Source organism: Bradyrhizobium frederickii (assembly GCF_004570865.1).
Taxonomy (GTDB): Bacteria; Pseudomonadota; Alphaproteobacteria; order Rhizobiales; family Xanthobacteraceae; genus Bradyrhizobium; species Bradyrhizobium frederickii.
The window spans coordinates 260,611-274,087 of record NZ_SPQS01000006.1; the positions used below are offsets into that span (position 1 = coordinate 260,611).

A 13,477-nucleotide genomic window follows, 5' to 3' on the forward strand; every position below is an offset into this window, starting at 1 on the left:
AACTGGCTGGGGAACCTGGATTCGAACCAAGACAAACAGAGTCAGAGTCTGTTGTGCTACCGTTACACCATTCCCCAACGGAATAGTCGAACAAATTCAATTAGTTGCTGACTTGTTCGACTGTCGCCGGCAGCGCGTTTGGCGCAAATCACGGCTCAGGCGTGGCAGGGTTCTACCCGCTCGTCCCCGGACTGGCAAGCGCTGCGGCGCGAAGCGCCGGGAGAGGGCTTTCTCCTGTTGGGGGATTGTCCCATTGAGGAGACACCCTCTCCCCAGCCCTCTCCCGCAAGCGGGCGAGGGAGTGCACCTCCGTCATCGTGGCAAACAAGCCTCATCCCATCGCCCTTCAGATCACGATGTGATCGAAATCAGCGGCGATCCGGGTGTTCGGAAAGATCCGCGCCGCTTCGGCCAGGATCTCGTCGTCCTCGTATCGTCCGGACAGATGGGTCAGCACGAGCTGGCGGACGTTGCCGGCGGCCGCAAGAGCGGCCGCTTCCGCCGCGGTCAGATGGCCGTAATCCCGCGCAGTTGCGGCGTCGCGATCGAGGAAGGTCGCCTCGATCACCAGCAGGTCGGCGCCAGCGACGTATTGCGACAATCCCTCGGTGGTTTCGGTGTCGCCGATCACCACGAGTTTCCTGCCGCCGCTCGGCGGCCCCAGAACATCTTCCGGATCGACCATGCGATCGCCCTCGATCACGACCGCTCGACCTGCGGCCAACTCGCCGCGCAAGGGACCGTCGGGAACGCCCAGCGCCGCGAGCCGATCCGGCCGAAGGTGGCGGCGTGAGGGGCTCTGGAAGGCGAATCCAAAACTGTCGGTATCGCGATGACGAACCGGAAAGCAGGCGATGGTGAAATCGCCGGCGTCGACGACCTGTCCTTCGGAGAGCGCTGCGAACTCGACCGCGATCGGCGCCCTGCCCGCACCCCACAGGCCGGCGAGCATTCGGATGACGATGTCGAGCGTGCCCGGCCCGCCATGAATGCTCATCACATCGGCGCTCTGCCGCAGCCCCAATGTTGAAAACAGACCGGGGATGCCGAGCACGTGATCGAGATGAGCATGGGTCAGCAGCACGCGGTCGAGCCGCCGAAAGCCCGAGCCGCTCCTCAAGAGCTGGCGCTGCGTGCCCTCGCCGCAATCGACCAGGACACGCTTGCCCGCGGCCTCCACGAGGAGAGCCGGATGATTACGTTCCGCAGAGGGAACGCTTGCCGAGGTGCCGAGGAATGTCAGGGCAAACATGGTCGTCGATGTCCAGGACCGTCCCTCTCCGCGACGGCGCCGTCGCTGTCTGAGAAGCAGTCCGCGCTATGATGATGGTCGATTACGCCTTGCCTGCCGACTGCGCTTCCACCGCCTGCACGGCGACGCTCGCCACCTGCCGCAGCGCTTCGCGGTCCGCGCCGGAGGATGCCATCACGCCCATGCCGACGGACACGGCCGAGACGTAGCGCGCGAGGGCGGCGGGATCGGCCGTCGGCTTCAGATCGCCTTCAGCCTTGGCGCGGATGAAACGGTCGCGGAGCTGGTCCTCGTTCTGGCCGCGGCGGGCGGCGAGCTCGAACGGGACGTTCTCGGAGCCGGTGCCGCAGGCGATGCCGCCTTGCACGAGCAGGCAGCCGGGCGGATTGGCGGGGTCGGTCTGCTTGTCGGCGATGCCCATCAGCATCCGCTCGGCGACGTCGCGGGCGGTGGGGGCCGCGACCACCTCGTCCATCCAGGCGCCGCGCAATTTGGTGTAGCGGTCGAGCGCGGCCTTCAGCAGGCCTTCCTTGTTGCCGAAGCAGGCATAGAGACTCGGAGGATTGATGCCCATGGCCTCGGTGAGCTGGGCGATGGTGGCGCCCTCATAGCCATGGCGCCAAAACACTTCCATCGCCTGATCCAACGCCGTGTCGGCGTCGAATTCGCGGGGGCGTCCCATGCGCATGTGCCTGTCTCCTCGGAATCGGCGGACCGTATCAGCCTAACGCCAGCCCCTATCTATTTGTTCTGGCTTTCTTTTCTTCTGTCTTCCAATTGTCGCGGTATCGGCGTACATTTTTTTCTTAGTGATTGGTACATAAGTATCTTGCGCTGCGGTATCCAGCTCCACATCTGTAGTGAACACTACATATCTGGAGCGCGCAAATGCACCCCTCCCAAGAAGCGTCTTCCGCCGGCCGTTTTCGCCGTCTTCTCGGCGGCGTCGCCGTCGTGGGCGCCCTCGCCCTCGCAGGCTCGATCGCGACCGGCCACTATTTCCACGCCGCCCAGGCGACGGCAACGGCCGCGGCAGCTGAACAGGCCGTCCCTGTCACCGTCGCGCTGATCGAACCGAAGCAGACCGTGCTGTGGGACGATTTCTCCGGCCGGCTCGAGGCCATCCACCGCGTCGAGCTGCGCCCGCGCGTTGCGGGCGCGATCCTCTCCGCCAACTTCACCGAAGGCGCGCTGGTGAAGGCCGGCGACGTCCTGTTCAAGATCGACCCGGCGCCCTACGCGGCCGAGGTCGACAAGGCCAATGCCCAGCTCGAGGCGGCCAAAGCGCGCGTGGTGTTCACCACCAGCGAGCTCGAACGGGGCGCGCAGCTGGTCGGCAACGCCGTGGTGACGCGGCGCGATTTCGACCAGCGCGAGAACGCCAACCGCGAAGCGATCGCCAATGTGAAGGCGGCCGAGGCGACGCTCCAGACCGCAAGGCTCAATCTCGACTACACCGAGGTGCGCGCGCCCGTGGACGGCCGCGTCGGCAAGATCGAGGTCACCGTCGGCAATCTCGTCGCCGCCGGCACCGCCTCCCCGGTGCTGACCTCGCTAGTCTCGGTCAATCCGATCTACGCCTCGTTCGATGCGGATGAAGAGGTCGTGCTGCGCGCGCTGAACTCGATCGCGGATGCCTCCGGCCGGCGCGGCAAGCTCGACCAGATCCCCGTGGAGATGACGACCTCCGGCGGCCTCTCGGCGAAAGGCCACATCCAGCTCATCGACAACCAGGTCAACGGCCAGAGCGGCACGATCCGGGTCCGGGCGGTGTTCCGGAACGAGGACGGCCGTCTCATCCCCGGCCAGTTCGCCCGCGTGCGCATGGGGCAGCCGAAGCAGCAGACGCTGGTGATGATCGACGAGCGCGCGATCGGCACCGACCAGGACAAGAAGTTCGTGATGGCGGTCGGCGACGACAGCCGCGCGGTGTACCGGCCGGTCACGCTCGGCGGCGCCGTGGATGGATTGCGCGTCGTGACCGAGGGTCTGAAGCCCGGCGACCGCATCGTCGTCAACGGCCTGCAGCGCGTGCGTCCGGGGGCGCTGCTCAAGACAGAGGTGGCGGCAATGGGTGCGCGTGGGCAGCAAGCCTCCAATCGCAGCAATCAGGACGTGGTGCAACGCTGATACTCGTCGTCATTCCGGGGCGCGACAAAGTCGCGAACTACGGTGCGCAATTGCGCACCTGAGAATCTCGAAATTTCTGAACTCCCATCACTTCACCTCAGGATTCCGGGTTCGCGCTTCGCGCGCCCCGGAATAGCGACGGAGCTGTGTGGAGACGACCAAGATATTGCCCAGGGGCAAGGCCATGAATCTCTCAAAGTTCTTCATCGACCGTCCGATTTTCGCCGGCGTGCTGTCGGTCCTGATCTTCCTTGCCGGCCTGATCTCGCTGTTCGCGATGCCGATCTCGGAATATCCCGATGTCGTGCCGCCCTCCGTCGTCGTGCGCGCGACCTATCCCGGCGCCAATCCCAAGGTGATTGCGGAGACGGTGGCAACGCCGATCGAGGAGCAGATCAACGGCGTCGAGAACATGCTGTATATGTCGAGCCAGGCGACCACCGACGGCGCGATGACGCTGACGGTGACGTTCCGGCTCGGCACCGACCCCGACAAGGCGACGCAGCTGGTGCAGAACCGCGTGCAGCAGGCCGAGCCGCGCCTGCCCGCCGTGGTCCGCCAGCTCGGCATCATCACCAAGAAGTCCTCGCCCGACCTCACCATGGTCGTGCACTTGTTGTCGCCGAACGGCCGCTACGACATGACGTATCTGCGCAATTACGCGGTGCTCAACGTCAAGGACCGGCTCGCGCGGATCGACGGCGTCGGCGACGTGCAGCTCTATGGTGCCGGCGACTATTCGATGCGGGTCTGGGTCGACCCGCAGAAGGCCGCCGAGCACGGTCTGACCGCAAGCGACATCGTCAGGGCGATCCAGGCGCAGAACGTCGAGGCCGCCGCCGGCGTGGTCGGCTCCTCCCCGAACGTGAAGGGCATCGACCTGCAACTGTCCGTCAACGCAGAAGGCCGGCTCGCCAACGAGGAGCAGTTCGGCGACATCGTGGTCAAGACCGGCGCGCGCGGCGAGGTCGTGCGCCTGCGCGATCTCGCGCGCATCGAGCTCGGCGCCTCCGAATACGGCCTGCGCTCGCTGCTGGACAACAAGCAGGCGGTGGCGATCCCGATCTTCCAGGCGCCCGGCTCCAACGCGCTGCAGATCTCCGACCACGTCCGCGCCACCATGGCCGAGATCAAGAAGAACATGCCGGAGGGCGTGTCGTACCAGATCGTCTACGACCCCACCCAGTTCGTACGCTCCTCGATCGAGGCGGTGATCCATACGCTGTTGGAAGCGATCGCGTTGGTGGTGCTGGTCGTGATCCTGTTCCTGCAGACCTGGCGCGCCTCGATCATCCCGCTGCTGGCGGTGCCGGTGTCGATCGTCGGCACCTTTGCCGTGATGCACGTGTTCGGCTTCTCCATCAACGCGCTCAGCCTGTTCGGCCTCGTGCTCGCGATCGGCATCGTCGTCGACGATGCCATCGTCGTGGTCGAGAACGTCGAGCGCAACATCGAGGCCGGGCTGTCGCCGCGCGATGCCACCTATCAGGCGATGCGCGAGGTGTCGGGGCCGATCATCGCCATCGCGATGGTGCTGATCGCGGTGTTCGTGCCGCTCGCCTTCATCTCCGGCCTCACCGGGCAGTTCTACAAGCAGTTCGCGCTGACAATCGCGATCTCGACGGTGATCTCCGCCGTCAACTCCCTGACGCTGTCGCCGGCGCTGTCGGCATTGCTGCTCAAGGGGCACAACGAGCCGAAGGACCGGCTGACGCGGATCATGGAAAAGAGCCTCGGCTGGTTCTTCCGTGGCTTCAACAAGGCCTTCACACGCTCCTCGGAGAACTACGGCGCCTCCGTCACCAAGGTGATCTCGGGCAAGGCCGCCGTGATGGGCCTCTATGTGCTGCTGGTCGGCCTCACCGCCCTGTTGTTCCAGCAGGTGCCGAGCGGCTTCGTGCCCGGTCAGGACAAGCAGTACCTGGTCGGCTTCGCCCGCCTGCCCGACGGCGCGACCCTCGACCGCACCGAAGAGGTGATCCGCAAGATGAGCGACATCGCGCTGACCCAGCCCGGTGTCGAAAGCTCGGTGGCCTTCCCCGGCCTGTCGATCTCCGGCTTCACCAACTCGTCCAATGCCGGCATCGTGTTCTCGACGCTGAAGCCATTCGACGAGCGCAAGGATCCCTCGCTGAGCGGGAATGCCATCGCGGCCGAGCTGAACAAGAAATATGCCGGCATCCAGGAAGCCTTCATCGCCATGTTCCCGCCGCCGCCGGTCAACGGTCTCGGCACCATCGGCGGCTTCAAGCTGCAGATCGAGGACCGCGCCGGTCTCGGCTATGACGCGCTGAACGAGGCGACCAAAGCGTTCATGGCGGCGATGCAGAAGGCGCCCGAGATCGCCGGCGTGTTCTCGAGCTTCCAGGTCAACGTGCCCCAGCTGTTCGCCGACATCGACCGCACCAAGGCGCTGCAGCTTGGCGTGCCCGTCACCGAGGTCTTCAACACGCTCCAGATCTACCTCGGCTCCTACTACGTCAACGACTTCAACAAGTTCGGCCGCACCTATTCCGTCCGCGTCCAGGCCGACGCGCCGTTCCGCGCGCGTGCCGACGACATCAGGCAGTTGAAGGTGCGCTCGTCCTCGGGCGACATGGTGCCGTTGTCGGCGCTGCTCAAGATCCGCCAGAGCGCGGGGCCGGAGCGCGCGATCCGCTACAACGGATTCCTGTCATCCGACATCAACGCGGCGGCCGCGCCCGGCTTCTCCTCGGGCCAGGCCCAGGAGGCGGCGACGCGGATCGCGGCCGAGGTGTTGCCGCCCGGCTTTGCCTTCGAATGGACCGACCTGACCTATCAGGAGTTCATCGCCGGCAATTCCGGCATCTGGGTGTTCCCGCTGGCGATCCTGCTGGTCTTCCTGGTGCTGGCCGCGCTTTATGAGAGCCTGACACTGCCGCTCTCGATCATCATGATCGTACCGATGGGCCTCTTGGCTGCGATGTTCGGCGTCTGGGTCTCCAAGGGCGACAACAACGTCTTCACCCAGATCGGTCTGATCGTCCTCGTGGGGCTCTCGGCCAAGAACGCGATCCTGATCGTCGAATTCGCGCGCGAGCTCGAATTCGCAGGCCGCACGCCGATCCGGGCCGCGATCGAGGCCAGCCGCTTGCGGCTTCGTCCGATCCTGATGACGTCGATGGCGTTCATCATGGGCGTGCTGCCGCTGGTGCTCTCGACCGGCGCAGGCTCGGAGATGCGGCGCGCCATGGGCGTTGCCGTGTTCTCCGGCATGATCGGCGTCACCGTGTTCGGCCTGTTCCTGACGCCGGTGTTCTATGTGCTGCTGCGAACCGTCACCGGCATGAAGCCGCTGACGCATCACGGCAGCGACACCAGCGCGGCGCCGGCCCAGCCTGTGAGCCACTAAAGCATGATGGGATGAGGCCTGGGTGCCGCGATGAGGGAGCTGCACTCCCTCTCCCGCTTGCGGGAGAGGGCTGGGGAGAGGGTGTCTCCTCAATGGGACAATCCCCAAGAGGAGAAAGCCCTCTCCCGGCGCGCGGGACGATGCTTCGCATCGCCCGGACGCGCCGACCTCTCCCGCATGCGGGAGAGGTGAACGACCCTGCTGCAATCGGTTCAACCTAAAGCCATTCCGCTCCAAACCTGGGAGATTCCCGCGAGCCGCAACAACGAGCACGGTCTTGCGAAAGACCGTCTCGTTGACGCGGGGGAAGGCGATCACGCCGAGCGCGGAGCCGGCGAACAACGCCGGCAGGCCGATGGCGAGGTCGACGAAGACCTCGCCGGCATCGGCAATCTATTTCCGGTTCTCCTCGCAGAACTTCAACGCGGCCAGCGCTTCGCCGGCGCGCGGTATCTGCATCTCGATGCTGTCGTCGTCATCGTCTTCGAAGTCGAGCGTGAGGCGCTTGGCCTTCGACAGGCGATCCATCATCGACTGGTCATACTCGAAGATGCCGCGCACGGTGGTCCTGTCCATGACCTCCCACTTCGCCTTCTTCATGATGTCCGCATCGTCAGTGCCGATATCGGCCCGAAGGATCTCGCCGACCGTCTCCCACTCCCAGCCGTCGTAGATCATCACGATCACGATCGTCTTCTCGGAATAGGTGATCACGATGACGTAGTCGCGGTTCTCGTCGTCCTTGTCCTTGTAGCCCCGGCTTGCATTGCAGTGCGTATCCTGCGTCCGCTTTTCGATGGTCCAGTCACCGACCTTCGATTTTTGCGCCAGCGCCGGCCCTGCCCCCAGGACGCCTGCGACCAGCAAAACGGCGAGAAGGTATCGGTTCATGTCAGCCTCCAGCGCTTCCCGGGGCGAGATGACCATCTCCGCGGGAGAGCCGCAAGGGTCCGTGCCGGCCGGAAGACGTGCCTTCATCCTGATCCGGCCTCGGGATTTGGTGCGGCCGCAGCGCACAAACCCGCCCTCCGGGTTCCCCGCGAAACCCCATTCCCGACGCGACGAAACACCCCTGAAACAGATCGCCGGTTAAATGGTTGTCAAAACAAGTACAGGGACGGCCACCATGCAATTCCTTCTTGACCTGATCTACGAATATTCCTGCTGTCAGAGCCTCGTCGCCCAGCCGCCAGGGGAGGACGCGCTATGATCGAGCTGATCTCCGCCCTTCTTGCCCTTTGCAGCGTCGGCGTTTTCGCAGCGCATGCGCTGGATGCCTACCGCACCACGCACTCCTGATCGGTTCGCTGTTCCGGCACTAAAGCGCAATGCAATTAAGATGAATCGTCATCGCGCTTTAGGTTGTTGTTTAAGCATGATCTCTTCGGAAAACCGCTGCGCACGTTTCCGGATCATGCTTCAGAACGGCCGTCGGTAGAAATGCTCCGAATGCGTTGCCGCTGGAAAGCGGTTGGCGAGCGCCAACGCTCCGTTCTCGTCCGTTTCGAGCGCGATCTTCTGCGCCAGCATCACGTCGCCCGGGACGAGAAAGCCTGACGGGACGAAGCACCAGCCCATCGTCGCGTGCCCGGCCCCGTCGATCTCGTGGACATTTGCGGCCGTGCCGTAGTGGATGCGGTATGACTTGCCGGTATCACAGCCGACGACGTCGAAATACCGGTGCTCTTCGAACTGCGCGCGCTGCGCCGGCGACAGCCATTCAGCCAGAAGCCGGCGGCCACGAGCATCCGGCGTGTTCTCGCCGAAGAACCGCCGATAGAGTTCACGCAGCGCGTGCAAACGCGCACGCGCCGGCGCGCGGAGCCAAACTGCCGCAATCATGTGCAGCTCAGATCAACCGCCGACCAGGCGGGGATAGAACAGCGTTTCCTGCGCGGTCGGATCGAACGATTTGATGCGGGTGACCTCGCCAGGTCCGGTTCGCAGGGCGGCGGTGAAGCCGGCCCCGGTCAGCTCCCGAAAGCGCCGTTCGGCTCGCGCCAGCGCTTCGGCATTGCCAGGATCAAACTCGTGGCGCGTATCGCCCGTCTGGTCCATCACGATCTGGGTTGCCATGTTGAGTCTCCTCATGCCCACCCCTGAAGCTGATCAAAGCAAACGTCGTGCCGTCGGTTCCTGTTGGCAACAATTTTCTCGTGCCGGCGCATCACGCCTTGCTGAACTGGTCAGCGCGAGGCGGCCGCCGCTCCGCCCTCGTCGATCTGCCGGCCCATCAAAGCAATCGCCTTTTGATAGACGCCGGCGGCATTCCAGGCCTCGATAGCGGCGAAATTCGGCTCGCCCGGCTGGTACCCGGCACCCGCGCGCCAGCCATGAGCCCTCAGGAAATTCGCCGTCGAATTCAGCGCGTTGGCGGCCACCTCGAGATTGCCGGTGCCATAGGCCAGGATGTTCTTGGGCATGAACTGGGTCTGGCCGACCTCCCCGTGCATGGAGCCGCGGGTCGCCCCCGACAGCGTGCCGCGGTCGATCAGCTTCAGCGCGGCGTAGAGCTGGTCGGTGAAGAATTCGGGACGGCGGCAGTCATAGGCAAGGGTTGCGATCGACGACAGCATGTTCTGGTTGCCGCGCTGGCTGCCAAAACCGGTCTCCATGCCCCAGATCGCGATCAAGGGTCCGGGCGGGACGCCATAGCGCTGCTGGATGGAGGCGAACAAGGCAGCCTGCGACTGCTTGAGCTGCCGCCCCTTGGCGACGATGGTGGTGGCGCCGCGCTTGGCGAGGAACTGGTCGAGCGTCAGTGAAAAGCTGCGCTGGCCGCGATCGGCCGCGATGGTCGCACTGGCGTAGTTGGTCTGCATCAGGGCCGCGAGCGCGGTCTGGCCGATGCCCTTGCCTTGCGCCTCCGCGCTGAACTCGCGCTTCCAGGCCTCGAACCCGCCGGGTCCGTTGCCGCAAGTGGCAGCCTCGGCGGCGGGCGCCAGGCACCCAAACAGCGCCATCGCGCCAAATACCGCCCTTGCAACAGCCCTGCCCCTGATCATGCCCAGCATCTCCCGTCCAGTACCAATCGGCAATCTTACCCCCTCGAAGGCGCCGACTCCATGGCGCGATCATAGGTCAATTCCAGCCCCGCCAGATTGCCTTCCTTGCGCCATTTGTCGAGCAGCCGCAGGAACGCCACCGGCCCGCGCCAATATTGGCTGTTTCTTGCCGCGATCGGATCGAACACGCCTTCATTGTTGTAGTAGCCGGGCGTGCATTCGGCGAGATAGGTCTGCCGGCCGATCGCGGCCTTGACGACCTCGTCGACCCAGGCATTCTCGGCGGCAAGTGTCGGCTCGAGCGTTTTGGCGCCGCGCTTGCGCGCCTGGTCGATGACGTAGGCGATGTGCTGCGACTGCTCGTCGATGATGTGCGGGAAGTTGGCGCTCTGGCCGGCCTGCACGGTGACGATCAGGAAGCAATTCGGGAAGCCGCGGCTGTAGAAGCCATGCATCGTCTTGACGCCGCCCTGCCAGCGTTCGGACAGGCTCATGCCGCCGCGGCCATAGACCTCAAAGCCCATGCGCCGGGCGTAATCGGTGCCGACCTCGAAACCGCTGGCGTAGATCAGGCAGTCGAGCTCATAGGCCTTGCCGCCAGCCACGACCGCATTCTCGGTGATGCGATCGACGCCCCGCCCTTTGGTGTCGACGAGATGAACGTTGGGACGATTGAAAGTGTCGAGATATTCGTCGTGAAAGCATGGCCGCTTGCAGAACGCCTTGTACCAGGGCTTGAGCGCATCCGCCGTCGCCTTGTCCTTGACGACCGCATCGACCCGGGCGCGGATCTCCTCCATCTTGCGGTAGTCGGCCTGCTCGATGACCTTCAGCGCCTCTTCCATCGAGGTGACCGGTTGCGGCTGCCGACGCGGCGCGAGCAGGATCTCGCCGAGCAGACCGGTCCAGCCGTCCTGCACCAGATCCCGCTCGAACGGCTCGCCTGAGATCACGGCGGTGAAATTGTCCATGCGCTCGCGCTGCCAACCGGCCTTCAGGCTCTCCGCCCAGCCCGGATCCGTCGGCCGGTCGTCGCGCACGCCGATCGCGGACGGCGTGCGCTGGAACACATAGAGCTCCTTCGCCGAACCGCCGAGATGCGGCACGCATTGCACGGCGGTGGCACCGGTGCCGATGATGCCGACGCGCTTGTCGGCAAGTCCGGTCAGACCGCCATCGGCGTTGCCGCCGGTGTAGCCGTAGTCCCAACGGCTGGTATGAAAGCTGTGGCCTTCGAAGCTCTCGATGCCGGGAATGCCGGGCAGCTTCGGCCGGCTGAGCGGACCTCCGGCGAGAATGACAAAGCGTGCGCGGATCCGGTCGCCCCGATCGGTCTCGACCAGCCAACGCGCCTCCTCCTCCTGCCACACCATGCGGGAGATGACGGTCTGAAACAGCGCGCGCTCGTAGAGACCGAAATGACGGCCGATGCGGCGGGAATGCTCGTAGATCTCCGGCGCCCGGGCGTATTTGCGCACCGGCATGTAGCCGGTCTCTTCCAGCAGCGGCAGGTAGATGTAGCTCTCGGTATCGCAGGCAGCTCCAGGATAACGATTCCAATACCAGGTGCCGCCGAAATCGGCCGCCTTTTCCACGATGCGGAAATCATCGATGCCGGCCTCGCGCAAGCGCGCGCCACAAAGAAGCCCGCCGAAGCCGCCGCCGACGACAAGCACCTCGGTCTCTTCACGGACAGGTGCGCGCGCAAATCCTGGATCGGCCCAGGGGTCGTCGAGATAGCGACTGAAGCCGCCTGCCACCTCGACATATTGAGCCTTGCCTTCGGCACGAAAACGGCGATCGCGCTCCTCGCGATAGCGCGCACGAAGAGCCGCGATGTCGACGGTAGGTTCGCCGGCTGCACCGGTCTTGTGTCTTTCCGCTGACATGCACGTCCTCCACGCAGGGCGCTGCTTCGCCGGCAGCTCGCCTCAGTTAGCCCCGAAAAAGTGAGGCATGCAATCACGTCCACCGTTTTTTGCGTGAACGCCGCGCGACCTTCCGCTAACCTCGCGCGCAAATCACAAGCGTGCGCCACGCAACGACGTGGCTTCCGGAGGAGACCATGCAGGGATTGATGATGGACATGCCGCTTCTGATCAGCGGCCTGATCCAGTATGCCGCCGACTATCACGGCGAAGCCGAGATCGTCGCGCGCGAGATCGAGGGCGACATTCATCGCTACACCTATGCGGATGCGCACCCGCGCATCAAGCGCATGGCGCTGGCGTTGAAGCGGCTCGGCATGACGCAAGGCGACCGCGTCGGCACGCTGGCCTGGAACACCCATCGGCATTTCGAGATGTTCTACGCCGCGCCGGGCATGGGCTACGTGCTGCACACCGTCAACCCGCGGCTGTTTCCCGAGCAGCTCGTCTACATCATCAACCACGCGGAAGACCGCCTGCTGTTCGTCGACCGCGCCACGCTGCCGCTGATCGAAGCGATCGCGCCGCAGCTCAAGACGGTCGAGGCTTACGTCGTGATGTCCTCGCGCGAACGGATGCCCGAGACGAAGCTAAAGAACGTGCATTGCTACGAGGAGCTTCTGGAGACGGAGAACGACGCCGGCTTCGCCTGGCCGGAGTTCGACGAGAAGTCCGCTTCGACCATCTGCTACACCTCGGGCACGACCGGTAATCCCAAGGGCGTGATCTATTCGCACCGCGCCGCCATCCTGCAGACCATGACCTGTTGCAATTTCGATTTCCTGCCGGGCCATGTCGAGGGCGTGCGCGAGGTGATGATGCCGATGGCGCCCCTCTTCCACGGCAATGGCTGGAACATGCCGTTCACGGCTCCCTATACCGGCTCGAAGCTGGTGCTGCCCGGCCGCAATTACGAGCCCGACAAGCTCTATGAATTGCTTGAAGGCGAGAAGGTGACGCTATCGGCCGGTGTGCCGAGCTTCTGGCTGATCCTGCTCGACTGGCTCACACGCACCGGCAACAGGTTCTCGACGCTGCGCGCGACGTTGTCGTCGGGCTCGGCCCCGCCGCGCGCGATGGTCGAGAAGCTGAAGCGCGACTATGGCATCGACTATATCCAGGCCTGGGGCATGACCGAGGCCCTGGGCTGCTCGATGCCGGGTCTGCGGCCCGGCTCGGAGCACCTCACCGAGACGGAGAAATTCGACCGGCGCCAGGTCTCGGGCCGCGCCTGTTTCGGCACCGCCTTGCGCATCGTCGACGACGCCGGAAACGAGCTGCCGCGCGACGGCAAGACCGTCGGTCATCTGCGCGCCCGCGGCCCCTGGGTCGCCTCCGGCTATATGAAGCTGGACGAAGGTCTCGACCGCGACGGCTGGCTGATCACCGGCGACATGGCGGTGATCGACCACCAAGGTCACGTCACGCTGACCGACCGCTCCAAGGACGTGATCAAATCCGGCGGCGAATGGATCTCCTCGATCCAGCTCGAGGACGTCGCGCTGTCGCATCCCGATGTGCTGCAGGCTGCGGTGGTCGCTATCCACCATGAGAAGTGGCAGGAACGCCCCCTGCTGCTCGTTGTCCGCAAGAAAGGCGCGACCGTCGACGGCAAGACGCTGCTCGACCATATGCGCCCGAAGATCGCGAGCTGGTGGATGCCGGACGCCGTCGAATTCCTCGACGAGTTTCCGATGACGGGGACCGGAAAGGTGCTGAAATCGGCGCTGCGCGAGAAATTTAGAGAATATCGCGTCGCCTAGGCCGGCGCGCTCGAAAGAATGCCGCC

The 13,477-nt window shown here is 64.7% G+C and carries 10 protein-coding genes and 1 tRNA gene; 3 read left to right on the forward strand and 8 right to left on the reverse strand.

The window, feature by feature from the left end:
• Window positions 1-3: 3 nt before the first annotated feature.
• The 3 genes from E4K64_RS12930 to E4K64_RS12940 all read right to left on the reverse strand — a co-directional run bounded on the left by E4K64_RS12930 (window position 4) and on the right by E4K64_RS12940 (window position 1,940).
• A tRNA-Gln gene (locus E4K64_RS12930) sits at window positions 4-77 on the reverse strand.
• A gap of 269 nt (window positions 78-346) precedes the next feature.
• Window positions 347-1,252 (reverse strand): ribonuclease Z, encoded by a 906-nt coding sequence (gene rnz / locus E4K64_RS12935; RefSeq protein ID WP_135163845.1) that lies wholly within the window; start codon window positions 1,250-1,252, stop codon window positions 347-349.
• 82 nt (window positions 1,253-1,334) lie between these two features.
• Complete coding sequence (locus E4K64_RS12940; protein WP_135163846.1) at window positions 1,335-1,940, reverse strand: TetR/AcrR family transcriptional regulator; 606 nt, start codon at window positions 1,938-1,940, stop codon at window positions 1,335-1,337.
• A 200-nt stretch (window positions 1,941-2,140) separates the two neighbouring features.
• On the opposite strand from E4K64_RS12940, the gene E4K64_RS12945 reads away from it, so the two are divergent.
• On the forward strand, window positions 2,141-3,382 hold the full coding sequence (locus tag E4K64_RS12945; protein ID WP_135163847.1) for an efflux RND transporter periplasmic adaptor subunit: 1,242 nt from the start codon (window positions 2,141-2,143) through the stop codon (window positions 3,380-3,382).
• A gap of 184 nt (window positions 3,383-3,566) precedes the next feature.
• Window positions 3,567-6,755 carry an efflux RND transporter permease subunit gene (locus tag E4K64_RS12950; protein WP_135163848.1) on the forward strand — a complete coding sequence of 1,063 codons (3,189 nt, stop codon included), beginning with the start codon at window positions 3,567-3,569 and terminating at the stop codon, window positions 6,753-6,755.
• A gap of 393 nt (window positions 6,756-7,148) precedes the next feature.
• Here the strand turns inward: E4K64_RS12950 and E4K64_RS12960 are convergent, their stop codons facing one another.
• The 5 genes from E4K64_RS12960 to E4K64_RS12980 form a co-directional block, all read right to left on the reverse strand.
• Window positions 7,149-7,646: a hypothetical protein gene (locus E4K64_RS12960; RefSeq protein ID WP_135163849.1), complete on the reverse strand. Its 498-nt coding sequence runs from the start codon at window positions 7,644-7,646 to the stop codon at window positions 7,149-7,151.
• Between the two features lie 528 nt (window positions 7,647-8,174).
• Complete coding sequence (locus E4K64_RS12965; protein WP_135163850.1) at window positions 8,175-8,597, reverse strand: hypothetical protein; 423 nt, start codon at window positions 8,595-8,597, stop codon at window positions 8,175-8,177.
• Window positions 8,598-8,609: 12 nt separating this feature from the next.
• On the reverse strand, window positions 8,610-8,831 hold the full coding sequence (locus tag E4K64_RS12970) for a hypothetical protein (RefSeq protein ID WP_028135731.1): 222 nt from the start codon (window positions 8,829-8,831) through the stop codon (window positions 8,610-8,612).
• Between the two features lie 110 nt (window positions 8,832-8,941).
• Window positions 8,942-9,760 (reverse strand): lytic murein transglycosylase, encoded by an 819-nt coding sequence (locus E4K64_RS12975; protein ID WP_135163851.1) that lies wholly within the window; start codon window positions 9,758-9,760, stop codon window positions 8,942-8,944.
• A 35-nt stretch (window positions 9,761-9,795) separates the two neighbouring features.
• Window positions 9,796-11,649 carry a flavin-containing monooxygenase gene (locus E4K64_RS12980; RefSeq protein ID WP_135163852.1) on the reverse strand — a complete coding sequence of 618 codons (1,854 nt, stop codon included), beginning with the start codon at window positions 11,647-11,649 and terminating at the stop codon, window positions 9,796-9,798.
• Window positions 11,650-11,825: 176 nt separating this feature from the next.
• On the opposite strand from E4K64_RS12980, the gene E4K64_RS12985 reads away from it, so the two are divergent.
• Window positions 11,826-13,451 carry a long-chain fatty acid--CoA ligase gene (locus E4K64_RS12985; protein WP_135163853.1) on the forward strand — a complete coding sequence of 542 codons (1,626 nt, stop codon included), beginning with the start codon at window positions 11,826-11,828 and terminating at the stop codon, window positions 13,449-13,451.
• Window positions 13,452-13,477: the final 26 nt, after the last annotated feature.

What these genes read in the sequence shown, in the direction of transcription:
- rnz (WP_135163845.1), bottom strand. Translation starts at nt 1,252, where the DNA reads ATGTTTGCCCTGACATTCCTCGGCACCTCGGCAAGCGTTCCCTCTGCG.
- E4K64_RS12940 (WP_135163846.1), bottom strand. Translation starts at nt 1,940, where the DNA reads ATGCGCATGGGACGCCCCCGCGAATTCGACGCCGACACGGCGTTGGAT.
- E4K64_RS12945 (WP_135163847.1), top strand. Translation starts at nt 2,141, where the DNA reads ATGCACCCCTCCCAAGAAGCGTCTTCCGCCGGCCGTTTTCGCCGTCTT.
- E4K64_RS12950 (WP_135163848.1), top strand. Translation starts at nt 3,567, where the DNA reads ATGAATCTCTCAAAGTTCTTCATCGACCGTCCGATTTTCGCCGGCGTG.
- E4K64_RS12960 (WP_135163849.1), bottom strand. Translation starts at nt 7,646, where the DNA reads ATGAACCGATACCTTCTCGCCGTTTTGCTGGTCGCAGGCGTCCTGGGG.
- E4K64_RS12965 (WP_135163850.1), bottom strand. Translation starts at nt 8,597, where the DNA reads ATGATTGCGGCAGTTTGGCTCCGCGCGCCGGCGCGTGCGCGTTTGCAC.
- E4K64_RS12970 (WP_028135731.1), bottom strand. Translation starts at nt 8,831, where the DNA reads ATGGCAACCCAGATCGTGATGGACCAGACGGGCGATACGCGCCACGAG.
- E4K64_RS12975 (WP_135163851.1), bottom strand. Translation starts at nt 9,760, where the DNA reads ATGATCAGGGGCAGGGCTGTTGCAAGGGCGGTATTTGGCGCGATGGCG.
- E4K64_RS12980 (WP_135163852.1), bottom strand. Translation starts at nt 11,649, where the DNA reads ATGTCAGCGGAAAGACACAAGACCGGTGCAGCCGGCGAACCTACCGTC.
- E4K64_RS12985 (WP_135163853.1), top strand. Translation starts at nt 11,826, where the DNA reads ATGCAGGGATTGATGATGGACATGCCGCTTCTGATCAGCGGCCTGATC.